The following is a 25,100-nucleotide window of genomic DNA, read 5'->3' as shown; positions in this document are numbered from 1 at the left end:
ATCACTGCTTTTTATAAAAGTTTCTTGAAAGGGCTCGATTGGTAATTTGTTTTTTGTTTTCAATGACTTTCAATTTATAAACATTGGAAAAATCTAAATCGCGGGCAACAAAAACATTCACCAATTCCCCTTGGTTTTTAGTGAGTGTGGGAGGAATATTGGCATAATTTTCCGTGAGAATACTTGCAATATTTTGTCCTGAAGAAACAGTTGAAACGTTTTCTTCCGAAGAAACGGCTTCTTTATCTTTCTTTTTTTGACTTTTTGATAAACGCTCTTTTGCATAGCCTGTAACATCTCTGACAATCGATACAAGCAGTGCAGAACCAATTCTCTCAAACCAATGATTATCAATATCTCCATCCATACCAGAACGTCCTAAAGTATCTGTTGCTGGTGAGGCTAATGCGATAATAACACCCTCTGGTGTTTTGGCTCTTGTCCAGAGTATAAAGAGACGACTTTGTCCTTTTTTTAATCCGCCACGATATTCGCCAACAATTTGCGTTCCTTTATCAAGGAGAACAACGCGGCCATTGTCTGACAAAATATCTCTGGAAATGATACAACTGGTAAAGCCCTGCTGGTCACTGTTGATAGCTGTTTCTAAAATACAGGGAATGGGCGTACCCATTGTGATGATGAAGTTACGATTGGGAAGTGCTGAAGAGCGAATGCCTTCAAGAATTGTTGGCTTGAGAAGATGATTAAATTGTTGTGCTGTTTCATCAGATGTGTTGTCTACCTTATTAAGTACAACACTATTATTTGTTGATGTATTTTCTGTATTCTGTTGGGGGTTTGTATAAGCTAACACAGGGGCACGTTGTGCTGCTTGTAAGAGTTCATCATCAGCGGTTTTTGGTTGGTCTACTGTGGGCGTGGGGAGTTCAACCTTGGGTAATAGAGCGTTGCGTTTTAAAATACCATTTTTTTGTAAGGTACCATTTTTCTGAGGTTGTTCAAAAGTCACAGAATTTGGTTCTGCAGGGCGGAAACGTTCTGTTTGCTTAATAATTCCTTCTTTTGGAGGTTCAACCGGTGATTTTGTGTCTGTGATAAGTGTTGAATATGCTAAATAAAGACAAACAGAAAAAAGAATAATAAGAGCTATTGCTTTTCCTACATTGTTCTGTTGTTTTTTTCCTTGAGCGTCTTTTATCGTATCGCGATCATTGATGCTCTTTTCATCCATTGTGTCATTCATGGCTGCTTCCTATGTTCACTTTACGTTGTACGGATGGTGATGTGGTACCGGTTTCGGGGTTAATTCCTTCAGGCACGAACCTTTTGTTGAAGATACACAACACGTCATTGCCACGACGCAAAGTAAATTGCGCAGCTGTGGCATGAACAATAACTTTGTTGCCTTTAATTGATTTTGGTACAAGCGCTTCTTGTCCATCACGCGATACAATGTAAATGGCGGGAATTTCTTTATTGCCTAAAAATGTGAATGTTGTTGTTTTACCGTTGTCATAGACAGAAGAAGGTTCAATAAGGATTGAGCCTTGTGCTTCATAAGCCCAATTGCGTGGTCCGAAATCTTCATGGATATTTAAAACATCATTAACAAAATTTGCTTCGCGTTGTTCAGCTTTGGCGGCTTCGGCTAATTTTCTCCGTAAGGCTTCATCTTCTGGATAACGAAACTTAACTAAGAAATATGTTTCATTGCCCGCTGAAACATCGCCTTCACGCACTTGTAATTCAAACTGATAAGAACGCTTTGTCCCATCTTGGCGGCTTGTGACAATTTGTAAATTGGTGATGGGTTGAACTTCGCGCGGTTTGAGAAAAACAAAGTGGCCGGCTGGGGCAACTTGCCAAGCAACGGAATTGCCAATGCCCACATAGCTCACTTCTTCATCATCGGCAAATTCAAGTTGGACTGAGGAACGAATAGTGCCAATGATTTGTGTGACATTGTATGGGTCATAATTGACAAATCTGATACGATTGTCTTTGCGGGCACTTACGGGCGCTGTTTCCGCAAATGAGGAGATCGTATGACAGCTCATTACGACAATAAAGGCTAAGATTATCTGAAAAAATCTAATCATTCTATCACCTCTGGATCAGATCTATATTCTGATACTTGAAAGCCAAGTGGGTTGATCAAGCGGTCCTTTGTTGAAATTTTCGCATTGATGTAGGAAAATTTTAAAATCGAAACCCAATGGGAAATATTTTCAGTGCCATTTAGTTCTCTGAGTGTTTTGTAGTAACGCACTTGAATGAGTTCGTCGTTTAAAAAGGAGATTGATTTGATGGAAACCGTAACAGTTATGTTTTGGTAGATATTTTGCGGACTTTCTGGATTGTTGCCCGCATACCATTTGGCAAAACGGATTTGCTCTTCTGGTGAAGAGAAAAGAGAAATCAAGTTAAAATTATATTCTGCCTCCGAGGCCTGAAAACTTTCTCGGGCACGAACATATTGACCGACAAAATAGCGTGTTATCGCTTCGTCATAGTTGTTTGGTGTTTCTTTTAGTGCACTCACTGTCTCAACAATACCTGTTGAATTATCAACGCGGATAACAAAAGGCTCTACAGTTTTTAAGGGGATTAATGTTGCAACAGCTAAAGCTAAAGCAATTGTCATTAGGCCAAAAAGGACGGTAAAAGCCATGGCAATTTTCATCCGCACACGCATGCCATGCATGCGGTCAATATCGAATGAGCGTGCTTCTTTTATATATTCATCAAATTCGTTACTTTTCACGCACGACCTCCACAGTTCTATCAGTAAAGTGTTTATTGGGTTATGGAATTTAATGTAGTTGGCTTAAGTGTCACGCTTGCTGTTGCTTTTTCGCTTTCCAAGGTATTGAGAATGATGGGTGTTGTGACAGGCTTTGTGGTGTTTTCTTGTAGGATGATACCTTTATTTTCCCAATCCCATTTGTCTTTATTTAAAGCACGGGTAACTTTGCCATTACATCGTGGCGGTTTTTTAGGGCCACTCAGAGAGGCGCAGCCCGTAAGGGCAATCGTTAGGATCACAAAAAAAGTTATTTTTCGTTTCATTTTTTGAACTCACAAATACTTTGGAATACAGCGTATAGAAGCTTTTGTTCTGAACGATCTCACAAAAGCATGTGATGAAAGATTTTGATGGGTTTTGTGAAACAAAGAATATCAACTGTTTCACACAATTTGTGTATGGGGCGTGCGCGATAGCGCGCACGCAATGCATAAATAAGAGTTCTGGTTCTTCTAAAGAGATATCTCTTAAAAGGGACCACGTCCTCGCCCTCCCTTTGTTGCTACACTTGCTGCTCTGCTTGCAGCACTTGCTGCACCGGTAAGGTGTGAAGTGATACTATTTCCACCCGATTTAGCGCTACTGTAAAGCATTGAAGCAATCTGTCCTCCTGAAGATATACCAGCGTTAAAGTATGGTCCGCCAGCAGCTAAGGCTGAAGCAATACCTGGAAGTGCACGGAAGATAATAATCCCTATAATCGAAATAACGATGACAGGTGGGAAAAGAACATAGATTGACTCATAGGAAACTCTGAGAACTTGCAGGATAATTTCACATATAATTGTTCCAAGCATGATCACAAGAACTTGTAAAATGGTAAAATTGACCAAAGTGGAAATCCATGCTTCGGTGTATTTTCGAGTTACATTAAACAAGTACAAACTAATGAAAAGGGGACCAAGACCTATAATCATTACCAGTGCAACTTGGGCAAATATTTGCACAATAAACCCACCTATACAGAAGAAAATAACGGTTACAAGCATTATACCACCAAGAAGACCAACAACGATCTTTTCAAAAAACCAAGCATTGTATAAGACTTCTTGAAAACGAGAACTTGCCTTTAACATAATAACATCAAAGACATTGGAGCTAGCAGGATTGCCGTTGAGCGCATTTCCAATAGCGTTTACTAAATCCCTAAAGAAAATATCTTTGACATAGATATTAAAGGTGTCTGCATTGGTTGCCATTGTTGTGACAATAACAATTTTTACCACATTATTGAGAAGGCTATGCATAGAAAGGGCTACACGACCTGTCATAACATTATAACCATACAAAAAGGTAAAAATAATTGCAGCAAGATTAAGTGGTGCTGAGATCGCAGAAGATAGCCCACTCACCGTGGTGTTTATCACCTTGTCGAGTGGGTCTACAATATGTCCAGAAATAGTTTCAAATGGGGAAAACTTAAAGTCGGACATTCTATCTTCCAACGTTTACTTTTGCTTCTAACTGTTTTTCTTTTTCTGAGAGTTTATTTTGAATCTCTTTACGCTCCTCTTGTGCTTCTTCTTCCTTAAGTTCTTCTTTTGTTTTGCTATTTTTTCTGTCAATCATAGCAAGAGATTGAAGTATTAGAGTATCGGCTTGCAGTTGTGTTTGAAGAAGAGCAAGTTCTGCTTGAAGTTGCTGCAATTCTTCAGGTTTTGCCTCTGTTTTTGCTTTTACAGTTTCAATTTTTTCCTTTATTTTCTCAATTTTTTGGCTAATTCTAGCTGACGATTCATAAATCGTTTCAGCTGTTTTTGATGAGGCATCATCTCCTCTCTGCGTATTTTCTACAGCCTTTTTATAATATGCATCCGCATCGGAGGGGGAATCTGCATTGGCATATGGGATGAGAGATAGAGATAACAGTGTGATTAAGCTATATTTTTTCATTGATTTTCTCTCCTTTGATGAAATATGGGGAGCCATTGATCGGGGTCTTCTCCATATTCGTTGATAATTTGATTCATGAGTTCAATATTTTTGGTTGTGCCGCTTAAGACGGCGATCTCATCGTTCATTCCGCGTAAGTTCAGTTCTGCAACAACGGAATTTTGTCCTTGTTTGATAAGGAAACGACGGGATTCTCTGCTCAACTCTGACTGTATTAGTTCAAATTCACGCTCAGTCAGTTTGAAATCTTCAACATAATCCTGATAATTTGCTTTTTGATTTGGAAAAAATATTTGCGTGGGGCATTGCTCAATAATGGTATGGGCAATTGTTGAGTTTAAAGCATCTTTGGGACTTTGCGTTGCAAACAACATCATCCCATTTTGTTTACGGATCGTCTTGAGACGATCTTGGGCAAAAGCTTTAAATGAATCATCTTCAAGCGCTTTCCAAAATTCATCAATGACAATAATAATGCGCCGTCCATCAATAAGGTCAAGAATCCGGTGAAAGAGATACATCATCAAAGGACGCCGAATTTCTTCATTGTCTAAGAAATCGGTCATGTCATAACCAATAAATTGAGCGTTTAAATTGAGATCATCTTGATCGTTATCAAATACCCAACCTAAAGCATCCCCTCTTATCCAAGGTTGTAAGCGTATGGCAATGCCTTCCTTTGATGTGTTATCAAAAAACAGTTGAAGAGCACTCAAAGAGCGTTGTGCACGGGGTAAACTTGCTAAGGAATCGATGGCATTGGAAATATCTTGTCGTTCTTCTTCGGTGACTGTTTGTCCTTCAGCTGTGACGAGTTTTAAGATCCAATTACGAAGAAAGATTTTATTTTTTTCGGTGTATTCCATGCCTTTTAAGGGCGCAATACCCGTAGGCTGACCGTTTTTTAAAGGTTTGTATTTACCGCCTCCTGCGCGCACAAAAATCTCTGCCCCTTGGTCTTTATCAAAAAATACCATAGTCGGATTGTGTTTTTGTAATTGGGCAAGAAGAAAATTAACAATCACCGTTTTACCAGATCCCGATGGACCGCAAACAAAGGTGTTGCCAAGGTCTCCATAATGAAAATTAAAATAGTAAGGCGAACCTGCTTGTGTCTTCAACAATGCTACGGCAGTTCCCCAAACATTCCCCTCAAGTTTACCAATAGGAAAAGAGTGAAAGGGCGATAAAGCGGCAAAGTTTCTGCTAGTAATGGCTCCAGAGCGCGCACGATAGCTAAAATTTCCTGGCAATTGTGCCCACCATGTCGCTTCTAATCCTAAATCTTCTCGTGCAATAACAGCACCACCATTGGTTAAATGTGCACGTGCTTTTGAGAGATTTTCAGCCAATATTTTGGGATGATCAGCAAAAACAGCCAGAGAAATATGATGTTCGCCCAAAACAAAACGGTTAGATTCCAAATCATCAAGGGCTTCATCGAGTGCTGCAATTTGTGAACTGGCACGATCGGCCGCATTAATCATTTGATTTTGTTTGCGCCCCATAATGGTACTGGCAGCTGTTTTACTCTTAAAGACAAAAGATTGTGTTAAAATAAATTCAAAGGGGACGGTGAGTAAACCATCGGTCATACCTGGGCGTGTTCTTGAGGGGTATTCTTTCCAGCCAAACATGCCAACAAAGCGCTCATTGCTCTCATGGCGAATTTCAATAATTTCTTTGCCAAAAATAACACGATCAGAATAAATCGTTGAGGCAATGGTGCCAAATGTCAGAGGAATACGTTCACGTCTTCCTCCCACGAGCTGGTGTAGAAATTCACTTTGTTCAGAAAATAAAATCCCATCATATTCATAAATGGATAAGAGACGTGGATCGTAGGCTTCCAAACCTTCCATAAAATCTCGACTTAACTCTTCAAGTTTGCGGATGGCTTCCTGATCTGGTTCAGATTGTGTTTTTTTTGCTTTTGTTAAGCGCTGGAAAAAAGAAGCGAGCTGTTCTGTTTTATCGAATGCTGGATTCCACAACAGGGAAATAAACAGATCATTTCTATAAAGCTCTTGGGAAACCATTTTCTTTTTGTATTTTGCATCTAAGGTTGCGGCAAAAGATGAAGAAAATTGACTGTCTGGATAAATCGTTTCACGTCGGCGGATAACGTGAGAATATAAGGCAACACGCTCATCAGCAATATTTTTTAACAGCGTGTTTAATTGGTTGTGTAAGGAATTTATCTGATCGATATCTACAGTATCAAAATTAACACCATCAACAGCTATTACCACCATCAAGCAGCGCGAGTTTAAAGCAATGACGTGTTGGTTGATGTGGCGTATATAGGGAATATATTCTTCAGGCAAAATTTCCCGTTTCATGATGGCCGTTTGCTTCATATGTCCAGCTCCTTATAAGTCCGGACAAGACGTAGAGGAGATGTAGAACCTCCTCCCCATCTTGTGACGTTTTTTTGTTTTCCCCTTGTATTAAGCCAAGCAAAGAGCACACGAAATTGATTGTGGTCGTATTTTGTGACTTCACGCAAAACAAAGTGCATCCCAACGCCAAGACCAATCATGGTAAAACCGCTTGTGAGAATAAAGAGAATGGTTGTTGCCATACCATTAAGCGCCATCGCTTCTATCGTGACACCAGCAATCATGGCAGGTCTTGTACAGGCAAGGAAAAGAGTGTCTTCGTTCATTTATGTCAACTTTTCTATTAATTACCCAATGAATTTACTAACGAGAGAAGGGGCTCCAAAAACAATACCAATGCCGATAATAACAAAGGCAGCTTTGCGTAAATCAAAGATACCGTACATCCAAGCAATCCCCACGCCAATAACACATATAATGGCAATAAGCCTTGCTGTACCCCCCGTTAGCGTAGTAACGATACTGTCTAAAACACTATCAATCTTTCCAAATCCCGCTGAAGTATCAGCAGCATAAGAAGGGTCTATTACAATGAGTGCTGTTAAAAGCAGCATGAAAGCGATAAAGATGCTGTTTTTAGATAGAGTACCTGTCATTTTACCTCTCTTTGACTGTATTGATCTCTTGTCTCTTTTAAGGGTTAAGAATTCTTCTGCTCTACGGTTTACAGCTTAAATTCCCCTCAAATATTTCTAAAAGCTTTGATAGTGATCTTTGTGCACTTCCAAAATCTTCTTCTTCGAATTTTTAAAGAGACAGAATATTTTTCATTTTTATGATTGTGTTACATAAAAATGGCAATTTTAAGTTGTACATTATCTCAAGATGGTAATCGTTAAGCGTGTGAGAATAATATTTTTTATTTACAAAATGTAATTAACACTCAACACATCTTACTTAGAGTTTTTCCCCTTAAAGAGTAGGCAAGTTGTTGATAAAAATGTAAAAAGGCAAAGAAATAATGGACTTTTTAAGCGAATGTATCAAGCGAATACGATTTAAATGGGTCGTTATTATTTACATTATAGGTTCTATGTTATGGGGAATAAGTCAATATAAGGATAAAATGGATTTAAGTGCTTTCAGAACAGTTGCAATGCAGGATGTTCAAGATATTGTTGATATTTATTTGGAAGAGAAAAGGCGGGTGGACCCCATCATCAAACAGAAATTAGCAAAAAATGAATCCGCTGTTGACTTGCAGAACAGTGCTTTACTGGGTAATACCACTGTTTTTCAAGGGTGGGCATCGGTTACCAGTGGTGTTACATTTAAATTGCTTACTCCTGTTGCACAATCTTGGCGTAGGCACATTACACGCAATATTCACCTTTATGGTGTGGATACATGTGCGCCGCGTCAAAAGGCAAAATTAAATGATCAAGAATGGCCTTGCGGTGTGGTTACCACAGCTTGGCTGGTGACCAAAACACTGGGGCGGAGTTTATCCTGTAAGCAGGCTCTTATGCATAATGGTATTGCTTATGCACAATGTTTTATTGATGGTGTTGATCTCGCTGAAGAAGGTCTTGCAGAAGGGATGTTTGTGCTCTCAAAAGAGAGTGAGAATCCTGTTCCAGTACAGTACCGTTCTGCTGAAGAAACAGCACGAAACAACAAAATTGGTCTTTGGTCTAGTGAGTTTACTGAACCTTTCCGGTGGCGGCGGAATAATGGATCTTATAATCCTTTTGCAGACTTTTAATTGACTTATATAGTCATTTTATGATTTTTATCGAAAAGTTTACAATGTGAATATAAACAGAGTGAGAGAAAAATTCAAAAAAGCTATAAATTTTTTCTTTCCTGTTTTTTATAATGGTGGACTCATTATGTATTCGTTTTCAAGATATATTTTCTTTTGAGATATTCGCTCTTTTTTATTGGTGTGTTAATGGAAGCATCTTTCTCAGGTAATACAGAATGCTATTGGATTGTCTATTCACCTGCGCTTGTTTTTAAGAAACGTTTCTCAACATTTTATGATTTTCTAATATTTTAGGGCAAGTACGAGCTAAAAGTACGATATTTAACCAAGTTCATGGCATACATTGAAAAGAGCTTCTTGTTCGTCTTGATAAGAGCGAATTCTAAGCCAAAGGATAGAATTTTTCATGACTTTCCCCTTATGGAATGTTGGTTTTTATATTTCTTTAAAAAGGCTTACAAGTTTTTCGAAATAAAGATTATAAAACGGACAAGCGACGTTTCGGGAACAATTTTTCTTGATCTTTTATTCTTTGACATCCTTAGAGTTTTGCTTTTTTGGATTTTAATCATCATTCCATGAATGAGAACTATTTTGATCTCTTTTATTGGACAAAGAGTAGCAATGAAGTGATTTGTAAGAGGTCTTATTGATGGCTCTAAAATGCGTGTTCATGAAGAGCAGCCAAGAGGGTGAATATGAGCTTCAGAACAGAGCATTGAGCATGGTACGCTAGAAAGTGTGTAAGCGTGATCATTTAAGGAAATCAATATTCTTAAATGGAATAATCAATGCAAAGAAAAGAGGTTTTGAAGAGGCTTGTTTTGTCTTTCTCATGCGGTTGTGAAATCATGATTATAGGGGAGAGTTGGCATCTAAACCGCACCTTATCATGTGGAAAAAATCAGAAAAATATCCGTTTTTTTAAACAATCATTCTTTCAATGATGATGTTGGGATGTTGCTGGCATTATACTGATTTTCATCTCATCCACCCAATCCGTTGAATTTACGGATTGTTTTCTTATAGACGATCAAAGTCATGACCATGGTAAAGACAGTGCTTAACACAAGAGAACCTATAGGCCATTCATTTTTACCAAGCAGGAGTGATACGGGGAGGGATGCCGAAAAAGCCATGGGCAGCAAAAATAGCAGCCCTTTCATAAGATTTGAGGGATAAATTGCTATGGGGATAAAGGAAAGTTGATAAAGCATGGCATGAAAATAGGCAACCGGCATCTTACGGTTGGTCATGAATGTTATAAAGTTGAACATCATAAAAAAACACAAGTTTACGATAAAGACACAAATTATGGCTAGGATAAAAGAAAACCATCGTAGTTTTATCTCTGATATATCGGCTAATGAGACAAAAAAATAAGCACTCACACCAACAATAAAGAGCTTGATCAGATAAAGAGGTCTACACCAGCCAAACAAGATTAACAGCCAAATTGAAACAGGCTTTGTCAAATATCCCTCAATTTTACCTTCTGTTAGTTTTTCAAAAAATGTTTCAATAGAACTGGTAAAAATATTCCAAGTAAAATGAAGACGACAAAGATAAAATGAATTTCATCTCTGCTATAGCTCCCAATATTTCCTGAAAAGCAAGAAATTCTGTCAATAAAGGTGAATTGAATAAAATAATAGCACAGAGAAAGAATAAATTCTCCAATAAAGTTTTTACCGTAAACAAGTTGCGGCGTATATTCATACTGATAAAATGAGAGATTATTTTCATTTCATTCCCCCACTCCATGATAGGCTTTCATTTCCTTTTTCCAGACAAGATGAATAAAGAATAAAAGACACAAAATATAAAAAATACTCCCCAACATCAATTGTTGAAACATCACTTGGTTCTTTGTGGAGAGGAATTCGGCAGGGGCTGATATGATGAAACGATAAGGATTAAATTGCATTAATGGAATAAGCCATGTTGGCCAAAAAGAGGAAGGTAAAAAGGTATCGCCAAGAAGTGCTGAACTAAGAATACTAAAAGAGAGAAAAATATTATATTCAATAACCCAGAAACTCAATAAGGCAATGGCAAAGGAGAGAAAAAACACAGCAATTGTGAGAGAATAAAAATGAGAAAAAATAACAGAAAAGCTATGACCAATCCTAAAATATTTTCGTAGGATAAAATGAACTTTATAGTAAAAAGAGCTATTAAGGGAATGGCATAAAGCACACTTTTACCCAAAAAGGGCAATAGCATTTGTGTCATGTAACTGAATGGTTTGGTGAGATAGACTTCTAATTGCCCTTCTTTCACATATTTAGAGAAAGATTGAATGATACCATAACCATTATTTAACCGTGAAAAAATTAAGGCAAAGGCATAATAATACATCATATCCTGAAAGCCAAAACCGTTTATGTTGTCGCCCGTATCAGAAAAAAGGGCATTCCACAACAGAAGTTGAATCATGAAGGGCGAGAGCGTCCCCATAACAAAATCGGTAAAAAACATTGCTCTGTCACTAAGGATGGTGAGCAGTCCGTTTTTGGCAAAGAGAAACAGAGCAAAGCAATGGTTAGATAAATTCTTTAAATTTAACACGGAGCATCTCTTCAAGTGAGGGAGTGGATACAGAAAACGGACAATTAAGTTCTGTTGCGATTTCTCTTATGAAACGTGGAACATCTTCCTGCAACAGTGAAATCTCCAGTGTACATTTTTCATCATTAAAGTGTTTCTTTTGTAAAGGAGCAGACAATTTTATGGCGAGTTCATCAATGTTTTTGATAAGGGTTGAGAGGGTTGGCAAGTGTTCACAAAACACAGTTATTTTCACCCATGAAGGAATTATCCCTTTAAGCCTATCCATAGTGCCATGAAACTGCTTCTTTCCTTTATGCAAAAGAATAATATCATCGACATAGCTATCAATATCTCCCATATCATGACTTGTGATGATATATCCTAAGCCTTGCTCTCTTTTTAGTTTTTTAAGCAACTCTCTGATTTCATGTTTGGAGGTAATATCAAGACCAATGGTTGGTTCATCTAAAAACAACAGCTTAGGTCTAAAGGACAAATTAAATGCCAATTCACTTTTGACTCTCTCACCAAGGCTTAGCATGCTTACGGGCTTATCCATGATATGCTCAATGTCTAATAACTCAGTGATTTCTTTAAGATCACGAATAAAAGAGCTCCGTTCAAGGTCATAGAGGGGTTAAACCATTTCTAGACTATAGCGGAGGCGCAAATCCCACCATAAGCAATTTTTGTGACCAAAGACGACACTCAGAGACTTAAACAAATCTTTTTTCGTTTTATAAGGATTCACTCCTAAGACTTTGACATCCCCCTCATCAGCGGCTTGTATAACAGAAAGTATTTTAGTCAGTGTTGATTTCCCCGCTCCATTAGGTCCAACGATGGCGAGTGCTTGCCCTGAAAAAAGGGTGAAACTGATATCTTTTAGCACGTGATGGTTTCTATAGGTTGGCTTAAAAAGAGAAACCACCTTGTTTGTAAAACTAGGTGCATGCTCTTTGCTGCGGTATATTTTTGAGACCTTGTTAAGGTCAATCAATAATGATGCCATCAGTCTCCCCCCTTTTTAATTTATCCTGTTTAAGGGGCTCGTAATCTTTGAAACTCTGCTCTCATTTACCGGAAAAGAAGACATATTCCTAGACCTTTATCGTAATAAAACGCACTTGAAGAGTTTATCCTATTGAGAGACAGTATATTTCTTCACTAAGATGTGCTTGTTTGCGTGAGGCATTGATAGGTTCAGTTTTTGTTTTTTCTTTCAAGATGATGTTTGGCAGAGATGAAATCTGATGGGCAGGGAGCTGTCGTCCTTCATTATTGTGCAACCAAAAATGTGAACTGTTATGCTTTCAGCATGTGAGACTTGCATTAGGACAGTATCGTAGGTGATAAGCAATGGTGAGTTATTCTGTTTTTTTCGTGTGATGGTACTGTGCTTTAAGAGGAAACGCATTAGAAAAAGGAACAGCTGCCTTTATTCTTTTGGTAAATGCTGTTAAATTTTTATTGCAGAGATTAAGTGCAAGACCAAAATCATGCAATAGTGTGTTCAAAGTCAAAAGATGTTATAGGGGGCAATAAACGTAAAGTATTTTGTTTTTGGAGTGTGGTTGCGTTATAGTAAAGGGCAGGCAAGGGAGATTTTTATATGTTGAGCGAAGACGAAATTAAACGACGTCGCTTTTAAAAATGCATTAGCAAGTCAACGTTTAGAGGGGTTGGAGCCAGATCCACAGGTCGTTTCTCAGATGGAGCGGGTTATTATTGGAGAACTTGAAACAAGTGATGTAATCAAGGATTTTATGGAACGGATAAAACGTGGTGAAGTATGAGAATAGAAACGATAGTTTAATGGTATAATATTCAAGGGGAGGAGGTTTTTATATGTTGAGTGAAGAGGAAATTAAGCTGCGTCGCCTTCATGCTGAAGATGCATTGGCAAGCCAACGTTTAGAGGGGTTGGAACCAGATCCACAAGTTGTTGCTCAAGTAGAGCGTTATATTATAGGTGAATTTGAAATAAGTGATATTATCACAGATTATATAGAGCGGGTAAAACGTGGAGAAGTATAAGGGGGTGATGATTCTTATACTGATCCTGAAACCGGTGTGTTGTATAATCGATTTGAAATTAAAGATTGAGCCACCTTGGAGTGTGGAGAAGCTACTTTTGCTTATCTGCGGTCTTTTGAACTTATGGATACACCTCTTCATGGTAAGTTTGATCTTGCTCACATGAAAGAGATCCATAAAAAGCTGTTTGGTGATGTCTATGAATGGGCGGGGAAGATCCGTTTGCTGGATATTACCAAAGGGAATAGCATATTTGCTTATTATACTCAGATTGAAAATTATGCACCGAAGATTACACAGCAGCTTGCAAAGGAGCGCTATCTGCGGGGTCTTGATATGGGTGAATTCAGTATAAGGGCTGGATATTACATGGGTGAGTTGAATGTGTTACATCCCTTTCGAGAGGGGAATGGACGCACATTGCGTGAATTTATGGGGCTGCTTGCTCGTGAAGCTAGCTATTATATCGATTGGAGCTCTCTTGAGCAACAAGAAATGATAAAGGCATCAGTTGCGGCGTATCATGGCAATTTTGAACACTTGTCTGCACTTATCCACCAGAACCTCAATCTCTTATAAGCAGTGGCGTTTGTGGTGCGTGCAACAATGATGCCAAGTTTGAAAACTGTTGCTATAAATTCTCATAAGGGCATGGAAGAGCGACCATAGATGATATTGTAACCCATAAATGCGATGTAGATTGTACAAGATAGTTTCAGTGGTGCATCTAACGCCAATGAAAGGTTCGTAATGAAGTCCTTCATTATTTGCATGATGGGTTTCATTAACAATATTTTCTACCATGGTAAAGTAAGCTATTTTTTCAAATGTCATTACATACCCATTCTATCAAATTTTTCCAAATATGATTATTTCTGATTCAATTGTTATCTTATTTTTATTTAGCGCGCTCTTTTGCTTCTCGTTCAGCTTGTTCTTTTGCTCTTTCTTCCGCTTTTGCTTCATATTCCTTTTCAAGTTCAAGTTGTTCTAATCTTAGATTTTCATAATTTTTTGAAGTTCCTGTGAACCCACATCTTGCCCCCATTCTTCCATCAATTTTTGATCTTTTTTAAATTCTGCAACGCTATAGGTTTTTTCGCAACCAGCAGTGATAATTCCAGTGCAAAGTAGTAGTGCTGTGATAATGACTTTGTTCATGAATATTTCCCCTTCTTTCTTTCAGTTTTTAAAGAGTGAGCACAATTTTTACATTCTGCTTTGTGTTTTCATTTTTTGTAATCTGTGATGATAAATCTCTGACGTAGAGGTCATATTGCGAGAGAGATCTTTGCCTATAGTTTCGTTGTTATCCTGTTGTTTTTCAGCTTTTCGTTCTCTCTCTTGTCGCTTAGTTTGCCTTTTTTGATGTTCAGCTTCATTTTTTTCATGTTTATTTACTCGACTTTGCGTTTTTTTTTTAAAGCATTTCGGCGTTTGAAAGGATCATAATAGATTTCTGTGACACGAAATTTTCCTTCCAAGCGTTTGCATTGGATGATGACATCAATCATAGAAATTAATAAGCCATGGATGTCTTCTCGTGCTAAATTTCCACCGCCATCACTTTCTTTGACAAGAAGGGTCATTTGTTCAAAGGCGGAAAGCGCTGTTGAGGCGTGGACTGTGGTGATGGAACTTGGGTGACCAGAATTAACATTGCGGATATAATAGAAAGCTGTGCCATAACGCAATTCTTGCAAGAGTATGCGGTTGGGGCGCATGCGCAATCCCGATTCAAGGAGTTCTTTTGCACCCGCTTTTGCTAGTCCTTGATTGTCTTTTGAGTAAAAAAGTTGCACTTTGTTTGAATGGGGAACGACAAGTTCTGGTGTATCCTCAATGGTGAGAATGCGTTCATAGTCAGGAATTTTGGCAATTAAAGCTTTAGAAAGAGTGGTTTTTCCCGAACCGGTCTTCCCAGATATCAAAATATTTTGTTGGGTAATAACCGCTCTCGCTAAAAATTTACAAAAGTCTTTGGCGATAAAGAGATCGGTTAATTCTTTTTCCGTATCAGAAAGTTCACCTGCTCGTTTTTTCATTTGTTCAAGAGGGGTAAAACTGACGTTTCTTGTTACAGAAAACAGTTGGTTTTCGTGTAAACTTTCAAGAGAAAAAGTGCGCGATGAAGGTTTACGAATTGTCATGCTGATGGTATTTGGCGCAGCGGCGGGAGGCATGACAATTTGTATACGTTCATTATTGGGGAGTGTGGCAGAGAGAACAGGGTTTTCTACACTGATCTTTTGTGTTGTATAGGCAGCAACAACTTTTGCAATGCCTTCTAATTCACTGTAGGTCAATTCTTTGATAGTATGGGTTTGCCAACCATTTGGACCTTCAACGATCACTTCACTAGGGCGATTGATGACAATTTCAAATAAATTATCGTCATTAAGGTAGTCTCTTAAGATCTTCAATTTCGTTAAGACGATAGAAGCGCGTTCTGAATTTTGTGCTGTGGGCATAATTTCTTTTTACTACATTTGAGAATGGTAGAAGAAGTTTCTTGGAATAGAGCGTGGGAAGATTTTGTTTATTCTTGTTGTAATGGAGAGTTTATAAACGGAAGAAAAATCCAAATCCCGTGCCACAAAAATGTTGACGAGTTCACCTTGGTATTTTTCTAAGGTAGGGGGGATGTTGATTTGGTTTTCAAGGGCTATACTTGCTGCATCTTTTCCAGTGTTGTTTGCGCACGCTTTGTTGGAATTGTTTGTTATTTTATTGGTGAGGGTTGTTGTGGCGCCATCAATAACGGTAAGTAACCGGGAAGAGCCAAAGCCTTCCCACCAATGGGTGTTGATATTGCCATCAAAGCCGGATCGCCCTAAACTATCGGTTGCGGGCGAGGCAAGGGGAATGATGACACCGGTTGGGGTTTTTGCTCTGGTCCAGAGGATAAAGAGGCGGGATTGCCCTTGTTTTATTCCTCCGCGGTATTCACCAATCACTTGGGTTCCTTTATCTAGCAAGACAACACGACCATTGTCAGAGAGGATATCGCGGTTAATGATGCAGCTTGCAAAGCCTGGTTGGTCACTGTTTAATGCCGTCTCTAAAATACAGGGGATAGAGGTTCCCATGGCGATGATAAAGTTTCTATTGCCGATGAAGCTTGCTTTTGTCTCTTCTGTTTTGGTTGGGTTTAGCAGGGTTGCAAAATTTTTGATGTCTTGAAGAGCAGGAGAATTTTGCATATTCCCAAGATTTTCAAGAGGGTTCAATTTGTCAAAGGTGTTGGTAAGACCATTGTTGATAATGTCTTTTAATTGAGACTTCGTGCCCCTAGCAAAAGCGAGTACAGGGGCGCGTCTTGCGGCATCAAGTAAAGGATCGTCTTTTTTGGGTTCTGGTGCAAGTGGTTGTGGGGGGTGTCGGGTTATGGGACCAAGTTTTGTGCGCGGGTCAGCGGGGGCTAATTCTAGAGGTGCTAGTGTATTGTGAAAATTTTGTGCTTGTTTTTTATGAGACTTTGCCGTGTCTTTTTTCTTCGGGGGTGGATAAGATATTCCAGAGAACATAACCACAAAATCCTATGCAGGCTAGAGCGATGACAATTTTTTTGCCAAGGCTTTGTGAGGTATTGTTGCGTTTATCGCCAATTGCACCACGATCTTCGATAGTTGTTTTATCACTCATAGGTGTGCCCCCTTTATTCCCGCTTCTTTAAAGATCTGATGCAACTTTGCGTTCAACAGATGGTGAGGTTGTTCCGGTTCCTAGATTTATGCCTTTTTGTTGATAGGCTTCATTAAAGATGCATAAAACATTTCTGCTCTTTCTTAAGGTGAACCTAGCACTGATGGCATGGACAATCACCATATTGCCTTTGGTGGTTTTGGGAACGAGGGATTCTGTTCCATCACTGCCAACAATATAGATGGCAGGGATTTCTTGATTGTCTGGAAAGGTAAATGTTGTGGTTTTGCCGTTGTCATAAACGGCGGAGGGTTCAAGATTGCTCGATCCTTGTGCGCTATAAGCCCAATTGCGTGGTCCGTAGGTTTCAGAGGCATCAAAAAGACCATCAATTTGTCTGGCTTGTTTTTTTTCTTGTCGTAAAAGTGCAGCAAGCCTTCTGCGTTCGGCTTCGTCTTGTGGATAGCGAAATTTGACGAGAAAATAGGTTTCTTGTGCGGTGGAAATTTCGCCATCTTTGACCATGAGTTCAAATTGATAGGAGCGTTTTGAGCCATCACGGCGGGTGGTGACCACTTGCAGATTGGTAATGGGCTGTATTTCTCGTGCTTTGAGGAACAGAATATTGCCAGCAGGTGCTACTTCCCAAGCAACGCTGTTGCCGATAGCAACATGGGCAATTTCTTCATCAGCAGAAAATTCTACCTGTACAGACGAGCGTATGGTGCCAATAATTTTTGTGACATTATAGGCATCATAATTGATAAAGCGAATGCGGCTGTCATTTGATGCGCGGGTGGGAAAAACACTGGCATTGCCCCAAGGTGTAGGAGAAAGAGCGATGGCGCTTAGAAAAAGAAAAAAGAATTTTTTTTCATGGATTAGTTGATCACTTCTGGATCTGTTCTATATTCACTAACAATAAAGCCGAGAGGATTTATCAAACGGTTTTGTACAGAGATGGGGGCGTTGATATATTCAAAGGTGAGTGTTGCAACCCAGTGGCTGATGAATTCTTTATTGGTTTCATCGTCCCGTGCTGTTCTGTAATAACGGACCTGTGCGACGTCCTGATTGATGAAGGAGATTGTTTTATCGTTATTGTAACACTTGCGTGTTTGTAGAGGATTTGTGGACTTTTGGGGGGTGCTCCATACCAGCTGGCAAATCTTTCTTGCCTTCTGGAGAAGAAAGCAAGGAGACGGTTTGGAAGTTGTGTTGTACCTCCTCAGACTCAAAGCCTTCACGAGAGCGGACATATTTTGCCGCAAAGTAGCGAGTGATCGCTTCATCAATGTTGGTGGGGGCTTCTTTTAAGGCTTCCACAACCTCTGTGATGCCGGTTGAATTGTCGACACGGATGACAAAGGGCTCAACGGTTTTAAGCGGGGTGAGGGTGATGACCGCCAGCGAAAAGATGACCGCGACGATCACAGCTATCGCAGCGATAGTGAGGGAGGCGTGGGTGATGCGGTATGAGGTGAGGATGCGGTCTTGATCAAACAATCGCGCATCCGCAATATATTGTTCTATGTCTTGTTCTTTCATGCTTTTTGCCCGCAGTCTTTGTAGGATTCCATTTCTTCATCGGTGAGTTTTTGGCTGAGAAGCGTTTCGAGTTTGCTCTCTTTCACAGATGATGGGAGGTCGGTATTGTTGCTGATGATGATGGGGGGGGAGGAGGGATTTTTTCCTTCCCAATTCCACATCGATTTGTTTAATGGCCACTTAGAATATTCATCGCATTTTGGAAGTGACTTCAGAGTGTTTGATGAAGGCATACAACTATTTAAGAGGATAAGCGATAAAATGACCCCAATTTTTTAAAACACTTTCCTATTTCCTTTTCTTAAACATGTGGTTCAGAATGCTTTTTGCCATTTTTTCTATAAATTCTTCTAACTTTTGAGCAGCTTTCCCAGCCGTTTTTGCTGTGTTTGCTCCTAAATTTTGTTGCTCCGGTAAGGGAAGCTCCCCCAGAGGCTAAAGCAGAGGCAATAGCAGGTAAATGGAAAAAAAGATAAATACCACAAATGCCGATAACCATGAATCCAAGTAAAGAAATCATAATATCTGTAATATTGTCTGAAAAAATGCTCGACGAAACTTTGACGTACATATCACCAAGCAACACGACTAGTACCTGTAAAATGATAAAGTTTATTGTTTGATTTAACCATGTTTCTGTAAAACGTCTTGTAGCTGAAAACATATAAAGGCTTATAAAAAGAGGACCTATTGATAGGACAAGAAATAAACCAAGTTTAGCTAATAATGAAACGATAAAACCAATCGTACAAACTATAATAGCAATAATATAGCAGAGACAACCAGCAAGTCAGTTAGCAATAAATGTACCGATTTTACGCCTTGGTGTATTGTTTGCAGCATCAAAAACATGTGCGGTAGCTTGGTTTATCATATTATCCCATATATTTTTATTTGAATGTGCTCCTTGTATAACATTTGAAATGGCATTCGGCAGATCATTGAAAAATATATCCCTGACCCATGTGTTATAGCCAGAAGCTTTTGTAACGAGTGTAACAATGATACCAAGTTTGAAAATTGTCGCTATAAAGTCCCATAAGGGCATGGAAGAGCACCCATAGATAACATTATAACCTATAAATATAATGTAGAGTGTACAGGATGCTTTAAGTGGTGTAGATAAAGCCGATGAAAGATTTCCAATGGTGCTATCCATTGCCGTTGTCAGTGGCTCCCTTAAACCTTTATCTATACTAGTAAATATACTTTTGCTGTTTATTGCCATTTAAATGCCCCGCTATTCATGTATGTCCTGACAATTTCTTGGAGGGTGCTTAAAAGCACCCTTTTTTCCACTATTTTTCTTTCTTTTTAGTTTTTTTACTTCTTATCTTCTTCTTGATGTTTTTTGGAAAGGTTTTGATAATATTCTTTCTCAAGTTCATCTTCGGCTAATCTCAGATTTTCACAATTTTTTGTGGTACCTGCTAATCCACATCTAGCTTCCCATTCATCACGTAAATTTTTATCTTTTTTAAATTCTGCAACGCTATAAGTTTTTTCACATCCAGCTGTGATAATTCCAGTGCAAAGTAGTAGTGCAGTGATAATGATTTTGTTCATGAATATTTCCCCTTCTTTCTTTCTGTTTGTGAGGTTTGAGCACAATTTTTACATTCTGCTCTGTGTTTTAGGTTTTTGTAATCCGTGATGACAAATCTAGGGCGTAAACATAATGTTGCCACAAATATTTCGGTCTATAATTCAATTGCTGTCCTGTTTCTGTTCAGCTTGTTTTTCAGCTCTCCGTTTTTCATAGTCAGCTGCACGTTTTCCAGCTTCAGCTTCCCATTTCGCTTGATCTTCCTTTAGTTTTTTCTCCTATTCTTCTCTACGTTTACGATTTTCTTCTTCGGCTTTAGAAACAAGTTTGGTAATCCATTGCCGTAAAAAGACTCTGTCTGCTGGATTGTTATAGTCTAAGCCTTTTAACGGCGCTATCCCTGTCGGCTTGCCGTTTTTCAAAGGCATATAGGTGCCACCACCCGCTCTGACAAAAAGCTCTGCTCCACAGTCTTTATCAAAAAAGACTATATGGGGATCATGCTTTTGCAATTGCGCAAGAAGAAAGTTAACAATAACCGTTTTCCCCGAACCAGAGGGGCCACAGACAAAGGTATTACCTAAATCGCCAAAGTGAAAATTAAAATAAAAGGCTGAACCAGCAGAGGTTTTCATCAATGCGACCGCTGGTCCCCATACATTGCCATCTATTTTGCCAACCGGAAAGGAATGAAAAGGAGAAAGAGCTGCATAATTGCGGCTGGTAATGGCACCAGAGCGGATACGATAGGCATAATTTCCAGGCAATTGTGCCCACCACGCTGCCGAAAGCCCAAGGTCTTCCCGCGCAATCACAGCGCCGCCATCGGTGAGACGAGAACGGGCTTTGGCAAGATTATCTGCCAATTCTTGGGTGTTATCGGCAAAAAAAGCTAAGGATAAATGATGCTCTCCTAAAACAAAACGGTTGGATTCAAGATCATCCAGGGCATCATCTAATTCCATGATTTGTGAGCCGGCACGGTCTCCGGCATTGATCATTTGATTTTGCTTGCGCCCCATAATCTGCTTGGCAATGTTTTTGCTTTTAAAGACAAAAGATTGGGTAAAAATAAATTCAAAGGGTAGGGTGAGAAGACCATCTGTCATGCCTGCTCTGGTCTTTGCTGGATATTCTTTCCAACCAAACATACCGGAAAATCTTTGCCCTTCTTCATAGCGTATTTCTATGACTTCTTTACCGAAAATAAGGCGGTCTGAATAAACAGAGGAGGCTATCGTTCCCCATGTCAGAGGTACACGTTCACGACGTCCACCTACCAATTGGTGAATAAATTCACTTTGCTGTGAATAAATATTGCCTTCATGTTCATAAAGGCTCAGCCTTTTTGCGCCATAGCGCTCTAAATTTTGAACAATATCCGTGGTAACATCTTCAAGCTTGCGAATGGACTCTTCATCAACTTCCTTTTTTTCTGCTTTTGCTTTGCCTAAACGTTTGAAAAATTCCGCTAATTTATCCGCTTTATCAACATGGGGATTCCACAAAATAGAAAGTTAAAGATCATTCCGATAAAGTTCTTGAGAAACCATCCGTTCACGGTATTTGTCATCCAACTGTTTGGAAAATGCTGATCTAAAAGTCCCATCTGGATAAACCTTCTCACGCTTTCTGATAATATGGCTATAAATGGCAATACGTTCATCCGCGATATTCTTAAACAAGTTGTTTAACTGTTCATGAAGTACATTGAGATCAATAATATCGGCTGTCTCAAAGTTAATTCCTTCAAGTTTTACAACCATCATGAGCGCGCGAGAATCCAGTGCGATCACATGCTTGTTGACATGACGCACATAAGGAATAATGGATTCCGGTTGTTTTTCACGCTTGCGCTCTAGTGTTCTCATTTCAATTCCTCATAATTACGAATTAATCGTAATGGAGAAAGACTTCCCCCACCCCATAGACTAGAACTTCTGGCAAAGAGGTGTGTCTTTTGCCATGTCAGGAGGATACGAAATTTATTATGATCGTGTTTGAGAATTTCCTTAAAGATAAAGTGTGTTGTAATACCAAAGGTTATAAGGAAAAAATTGCTTGTCATAATAAACAATATCATTGTTCCCATGGCATTTAACCCCATAGCTTCCACCGTTACACCTGCACTCATTGCAGGACGGGTGAAAGCGAGAAACAACGTATCTTCCGTTAGCTTATCGCGCTGGTTCATGATTTTTGAAAATGCTAAAGTCAGTCACTTAATTGGAAAGCATCGATACGATTTGTGTTGCACCCATAACAATGCCGATACCAACACAAACAAAAAATGCTTTGCGCATTTCAACATAACCAGCAATCTAGGCAAGCCCAACACCAGCAACGGCAATGGTAGCAATTGATTTTGCAATGGTTCCTGGTAAAGCTTTAACAACTTTTTGAAGAGCATCGTCGATTTTTCCAAAGCCCTCTGCAAATGCTGGAACGCTGAGTGCTATAAAGGCAATGAACAACATCAGTATTGTCGTTAACCATTTCTTTTGGCTGTTTGAAAAGGCTAATTTGGATAAAGAACGACTACTTGCAGAAGAATTGCTTGTTTTCAGCATGGAAATGTCCCCGCGTATTAATAGAATAAAAATTGCTTAATATTAACTAAATGTAATGTATAACGTAAATAAATCAAAAATGATACTGTTTCATTTACAGTATTTTCTTTGTTTATAGTAAAACAAACAAAACTCTTTATAATATTCAAAATGATAATTTTAAAAAACCTTTTCGATCATTATTTAAATATCTGATTTTTATTTATATTATTATTGCATCTGTGTTTTATTTTGGTCAAAACATCTGAAGATGTTATGCAAAATCCTGTTGTGCAAAAGATAAAAAAGACCGTGGAAAAACAGTTTCAAGAAGCAGATTTAACAATACGTGATCATGATCATAAACAAGAAATGCCTTTGTCTTTAGAAGCATTATCAACAGAATTTTATGAAGAAAATGTCCCCGTTTATTCTGGCGCTATAGAGGTGACAAGCGGTGTTACTTTTAAAATGATCACGCCTATGGATGAGGGGTGGAGAAAAAGAATCGTGCGCAATATCCGATTATATGGTGTTGAAACATGTGAAACGCGGCAATTTGCCTCACGCCATGGCATTAAATGGCCCTGTGAGGCTTTTGTTACAGCGTGGCTTGTGGCAAAAACAATCGATAAAAATGTGACTTGTCGGCAAACACGTGTTCTTCAACAAGTTCATTATGCACAATGTTTTGTTGATGGAGTTGATCTGGCGCGCTTGGGGCTTATAGAAGGCATGATGGTGTTGACAAAAGATCAGCAGCACTTTCCCTCACCAGCAGATTATAAAAACCTACAATCTGCTGCGCAAAAAGCACAAGTGGGATTATGGTCTAGCCAATTTGACCAGCCAGAAGAGTAGAGAAGAGACCATGGCAGCTATAATCCTATTGATCCTTAAAGATTTTTAAACAAACTGAAAGATAAGAAAAAGACCAGCACGGTTAAGTCTTTTTTGTTAACCGTGCTCGTGTATAAGTGCTGTTGAGGGTGTTGTTAGATAATATCATTCAGAGAGTATCAGAGTAATATCTGGTGGTGCAAGACGAAATAAAAGCATGTCATAAAACCAACTGATGACCTTAGCACTACAAAAGAGAATGATACACATAATTGTTGTGATTATGAAAGGTACTCTAAACTCTACTGTTCTAGGTCCCAGTATTTCTAACCAGTAAACGAGAATATTTGCAATAAACAGAACAAAGCTTATTACTGCTATGATTCCTAGTATGCGCCTAACCAATCCACGAATAGTATAGAGAAAAAGGAAAATGGAGTAGATCAGTTTCTTCTACTTCTTCTTCAATTTCTTGACGCGTGATCAAATCTTCCATTATCCCCCCCTTGATTTCTCCATTCAATAGGCACAACTTTGTTTGTCTCTCACCGCGTTTTTCATTACATGGCAGAAATAAAATATGCAACTGTTACTTTATTACAGCTGTAAAAGCCAAAACTGGATGTGTGAGAGGTTATGTCAGAGGTGATGGGGGTGGAGAGAGATACTGCTGGTTATCATAAAAGCCAATGACCGATACGCCTCGTGTTTTCTGCTTTTTCTCATTCTTAGATGACTTTTCATTTGCTGCGAAAAAGCATAGTACATTGATTTTGCTTTCTTTCAAGAGCCCAAAGAATAGAAGAGTTTGAGTAAAGAGCAGAGGAGGGCGTGGATCATTTCATTGATCTCTCATTGTGGAAAATATACGGAAAAAAGCCAAGGAAATCGATCATTCTTTGTAGTTATAGATTGGTATTATCATTCACTTTGTTAACCCCCCATATTGCTTACAGCCCTTGGTGCTAAAAACTCTTCATAAGAGGCATTTTTGCTGCTTTGTTGTACAGTTTTTATCCATAGGTTCATTCCGTTTATGGCATGCAGGGGGATGGTTTTGATTGATGTTCCATGGGAGAGATTTGCAATGAGAAAGTTTTAGAATATACGGCTCTCTTATTCACTATGGATGTAGATTATTCCTATAAATCAACGCATTTTTGTATGGAGGCAGATTTTTTGAGAAATACCCAAAACTCTTCTCACAAAGTTTTTGTGATCGCATCATATTGCTCTGTCATAAAAGAATAAATACCAAATATTAAGCACTCTTACTCCAAGGTGTTTTTTCCGGCTGTCCTGTCACGGTATTGCATAGAATAGACCATCGTTTCTCTGCTGTCTGTTCGTTTTTTACTTGTTTATGTGCTTGAAAAGAGGGGAACTTTTTCTTTTAAATGGTTTTTATGCAAAGATTTATTGGTTTTTTGCAAAAGAATAATTTGAGTATTTAAGATCAAAAACCGTATCAAGACAGCGATTCTTAAGAATTGAAGTTTTTATGAGGAAAAGCACTCTTGCAGAATTTTCAGCTTTTGATATGAGGCGTGAATTTGCACCACGCAATGATAATTTCATGAGTTTTATCCTTTTTTATGACTTCTATAGG

The 25,100-nt window shown here is 38.8% G+C and carries 18 protein-coding genes and 11 pseudogenes; 5 read left to right on the top strand and 24 right to left on the bottom strand.

Annotation, left to right across the window (positions count from 1 at the left end; translation table 11 throughout):
* Position 1: 1 nt before the first annotated feature.
* The 9 genes and pseudogenes from virB10 (ABD917_RS06310) to ABD917_RS06270 all read right to left on the bottom strand — a co-directional run bounded on the left by virB10 (ABD917_RS06310) (position 2) and on the right by ABD917_RS06270 (position 7,661).
* The gene (gene virB10 / locus ABD917_RS06310) at positions 2-1,207 is read right to left on the bottom strand and encodes a type IV secretion system protein VirB10 (RefSeq protein WP_345119255.1); all 1,206 of its coding nucleotides are present in this window, start codon (positions 1,205-1,207) and stop codon (positions 2-4) included.
* A complete protein-coding gene (virB9, locus tag ABD917_RS06305) occupies positions 1,200-2,063 on the bottom strand; it encodes a P-type conjugative transfer protein VirB9 (RefSeq protein WP_345119253.1) in 864 nt (287 codons plus the stop codon). Before virB9 (ABD917_RS06305) ends, virB10 (ABD917_RS06310) begins: the two co-directional genes overlap by 8 nt.
* Positions 2,060-2,728 carry a VirB8 family type IV secretion system protein gene (locus tag ABD917_RS06300; protein ID WP_345119252.1) on the bottom strand — a complete coding sequence of 223 codons (669 nt, stop codon included), beginning with the start codon at positions 2,726-2,728 and terminating at the stop codon, positions 2,060-2,062. The genes virB9 (ABD917_RS06305) and ABD917_RS06300 overlap by 4 nt, the downstream gene beginning before the upstream one ends.
* Positions 2,718-3,033 (bottom strand): annotated as a pseudogene (locus ABD917_RS06295) (type IV secretion system protein VirB7). The gene ABD917_RS06300 and the pseudogene ABD917_RS06295 overlap by 11 nt, the downstream one beginning before the upstream one ends.
* A gap of 204 nt (positions 3,034-3,237) precedes the next feature.
* A complete protein-coding gene (locus ABD917_RS06290) occupies positions 3,238-4,203 on the bottom strand; it encodes a TrbL/VirB6 family protein (protein ID WP_345119250.1) in 966 nt (321 codons plus the stop codon).
* A 1-nt stretch (position 4,204) separates the two neighbouring features.
* On the bottom strand, positions 4,205-4,663 hold the full coding sequence (locus ABD917_RS06285; RefSeq protein ID WP_345119249.1) for a type IV secretion system protein VirB5: 459 nt from the start codon (positions 4,661-4,663) through the stop codon (positions 4,205-4,207).
* Positions 4,660-7,023 (bottom strand): VirB4 family type IV secretion/conjugal transfer ATPase, encoded by a 2,364-nt coding sequence (locus ABD917_RS06280; RefSeq protein WP_345119248.1) that lies wholly within the window; start codon positions 7,021-7,023, stop codon positions 4,660-4,662. The genes ABD917_RS06285 and ABD917_RS06280 overlap by 4 nt, the downstream gene beginning before the upstream one ends.
* Complete coding sequence (locus tag ABD917_RS06275; protein ID WP_345119247.1) at positions 7,020-7,331, bottom strand: VirB3 family type IV secretion system protein; 312 nt, start codon at positions 7,329-7,331, stop codon at positions 7,020-7,022. Before ABD917_RS06275 ends, ABD917_RS06280 begins: the two co-directional genes overlap by 4 nt.
* Before the next feature lie 21 nt (positions 7,332-7,352).
* Positions 7,353-7,661, bottom strand: a complete 309-nt coding sequence (locus ABD917_RS06270; RefSeq protein WP_345119246.1) for a TrbC/VirB2 family protein — start codon at positions 7,659-7,661, stop codon at positions 7,353-7,355.
* Positions 7,662-8,026: 365 nt separating this feature from the next.
* On the opposite strand from ABD917_RS06270, the gene ABD917_RS06265 reads away from it, so the two are divergent.
* The gene (locus ABD917_RS06265) at positions 8,027-8,770 is read left to right on the top strand and encodes a hypothetical protein (RefSeq protein ID WP_345119245.1); all 744 of its coding nucleotides are present in this window, start codon (positions 8,027-8,029) and stop codon (positions 8,768-8,770) included.
* Positions 8,771-9,759: 989 nt separating this feature from the next.
* Here ABD917_RS06265 and ABD917_RS06260 read toward each other — a convergent pair.
* The 3 genes and pseudogenes from ABD917_RS06260 to ABD917_RS06250 form a co-directional block, all read right to left on the bottom strand.
* Entirely contained in the window at positions 9,760-10,296 is a 537-nt protein-coding gene (locus ABD917_RS06260; RefSeq protein ID WP_345119274.1) for an ABC-2 family transporter protein, read from the bottom strand.
* Positions 10,297-10,813: 517 nt separating this feature from the next.
* On the bottom strand, positions 10,814-11,344 hold the full coding sequence (locus ABD917_RS06255; RefSeq protein WP_345119244.1) for an ABC-2 family transporter protein: 531 nt from the start codon (positions 11,342-11,344) through the stop codon (positions 10,814-10,816).
* Positions 11,319-12,338, bottom strand: a pseudogene (locus ABD917_RS06250) (ATP-binding cassette domain-containing protein). Before ABD917_RS06250 ends, ABD917_RS06255 begins: the two are co-directional and overlap by 26 nt.
* A 600-nt stretch (positions 12,339-12,938) precedes the next feature.
* On the opposite strand from ABD917_RS06250, the pseudogene ABD917_RS06245 reads away from it, so the two are divergent.
* The 3 genes and pseudogenes from ABD917_RS06245 (at position 12,939) to ABD917_RS06235 (ending at position 13,942) form a co-directional block, all read left to right on the top strand.
* Positions 12,939-13,122 (top strand): annotated as a pseudogene (locus tag ABD917_RS06245) (antitoxin VbhA family protein).
* 52 nt (positions 13,123-13,174) lie between these two features.
* Positions 13,175-13,363: an antitoxin VbhA family protein gene (locus ABD917_RS06240; protein ID WP_345119243.1), complete on the top strand. Its 189-nt coding sequence runs from the start codon at positions 13,175-13,177 to the stop codon at positions 13,361-13,363.
* 75 nt (positions 13,364-13,438) lie between these two features.
* Positions 13,439-13,942, top strand: coding sequence for a Fic/DOC family protein (locus ABD917_RS06235; RefSeq protein ID WP_345119242.1), 504 nt, complete (start codon positions 13,439-13,441; stop codon positions 13,940-13,942).
* A 319-nt stretch (positions 13,943-14,261) separates the two neighbouring features.
* Here ABD917_RS06235 and ABD917_RS06225 read toward each other — a convergent pair.
* The 11 genes and pseudogenes from ABD917_RS06225 to ABD917_RS06175 form a co-directional block, all read right to left on the bottom strand.
* Positions 14,262-14,524 (bottom strand): annotated as a pseudogene (locus ABD917_RS06225) (EexN family lipoprotein).
* Positions 14,525-14,760: 236 nt separating this feature from the next.
* A complete protein-coding gene (gene virB11 / locus ABD917_RS06220) occupies positions 14,761-15,834 on the bottom strand; it encodes a P-type DNA transfer ATPase VirB11 (RefSeq protein ID WP_345119241.1) in 1,074 nt (357 codons plus the stop codon).
* A gap of 12 nt (positions 15,835-15,846) precedes the next feature.
* A pseudogene (gene virB10, locus ABD917_RS06215) lies at positions 15,847-17,008 on the bottom strand (type IV secretion system protein VirB10).
* A 27-nt stretch (positions 17,009-17,035) separates the two neighbouring features.
* Positions 17,036-17,890 carry a P-type conjugative transfer protein VirB9 gene (gene virB9 / locus ABD917_RS06210; protein WP_425548554.1) on the bottom strand — a complete coding sequence of 285 codons (855 nt, stop codon included), beginning with the start codon at positions 17,888-17,890 and terminating at the stop codon, positions 17,036-17,038.
* Positions 17,890-18,556 (bottom strand): annotated as a pseudogene (locus tag ABD917_RS06205) (VirB8 family type IV secretion system protein). The gene virB9 (ABD917_RS06210) and the pseudogene ABD917_RS06205 overlap by 1 nt, the downstream one beginning before the upstream one ends.
* The gene (locus tag ABD917_RS06200) at positions 18,553-18,789 is read right to left on the bottom strand and encodes a type IV secretion protein VblB7 (RefSeq protein WP_345119240.1); all 237 of its coding nucleotides are present in this window, start codon (positions 18,787-18,789) and stop codon (positions 18,553-18,555) included. The pseudogene ABD917_RS06205 and the gene ABD917_RS06200 overlap by 4 nt, the downstream one beginning before the upstream one ends.
* A 68-nt stretch (positions 18,790-18,857) precedes the next feature.
* Positions 18,858-19,784: pseudogene (locus tag ABD917_RS06195) on the bottom strand (TrbL/VirB6 family protein).
* 98 nt (positions 19,785-19,882) lie between these two features.
* Positions 19,883-20,122, bottom strand: a pseudogene (locus tag ABD917_RS06190) (EexN family lipoprotein); the annotation flags it as partial.
* Between the two features lie 297 nt (positions 20,123-20,419).
* Positions 20,420-21,973 (bottom strand): annotated as a pseudogene (locus tag ABD917_RS06185) (VirB4 family type IV secretion/conjugal transfer ATPase); the annotation flags it as partial.
* The gene (locus ABD917_RS06180) at positions 21,970-22,296 is read right to left on the bottom strand and encodes a VirB3 family type IV secretion system protein (RefSeq protein WP_345119239.1); all 327 of its coding nucleotides are present in this window, start codon (positions 22,294-22,296) and stop codon (positions 21,970-21,972) included. The gene ABD917_RS06180 and the pseudogene ABD917_RS06185, both read right to left, overlap by 4 nt.
* A gap of 28 nt (positions 22,297-22,324) precedes the next feature.
* Positions 22,325-22,672, bottom strand: a pseudogene (locus tag ABD917_RS06175) (TrbC/VirB2 family protein).
* 143 nt (positions 22,673-22,815) lie between these two features.
* On the opposite strand from ABD917_RS06175, the pseudogene ABD917_RS06170 reads away from it, so the two are divergent.
* Positions 22,816-23,512: pseudogene (locus tag ABD917_RS06170) on the top strand (nuclease).
* Positions 23,513-24,907: 1,395 nt separating this feature from the next.
* Here the strand turns inward: ABD917_RS06170 and ABD917_RS06165 are convergent.
* The gene (locus tag ABD917_RS06165; protein WP_345119238.1) at positions 24,908-25,069 is read right to left on the bottom strand and encodes a hypothetical protein; all 162 of its coding nucleotides are present in this window, start codon (positions 25,067-25,069) and stop codon (positions 24,908-24,910) included.
* Positions 25,070-25,100 lie beyond the last annotated feature (31 nt).

The organism is Bartonella pachyuromydis, from assembly GCF_039543065.1.
GTDB lineage: Bacteria > Pseudomonadota > Alphaproteobacteria > Rhizobiales > Rhizobiaceae > Bartonella > Bartonella pachyuromydis.
The sequence above is the reverse complement of the archived record's forward strand: the minus strand, read 5'-3'. Positions and strand labels throughout refer to the sequence as shown.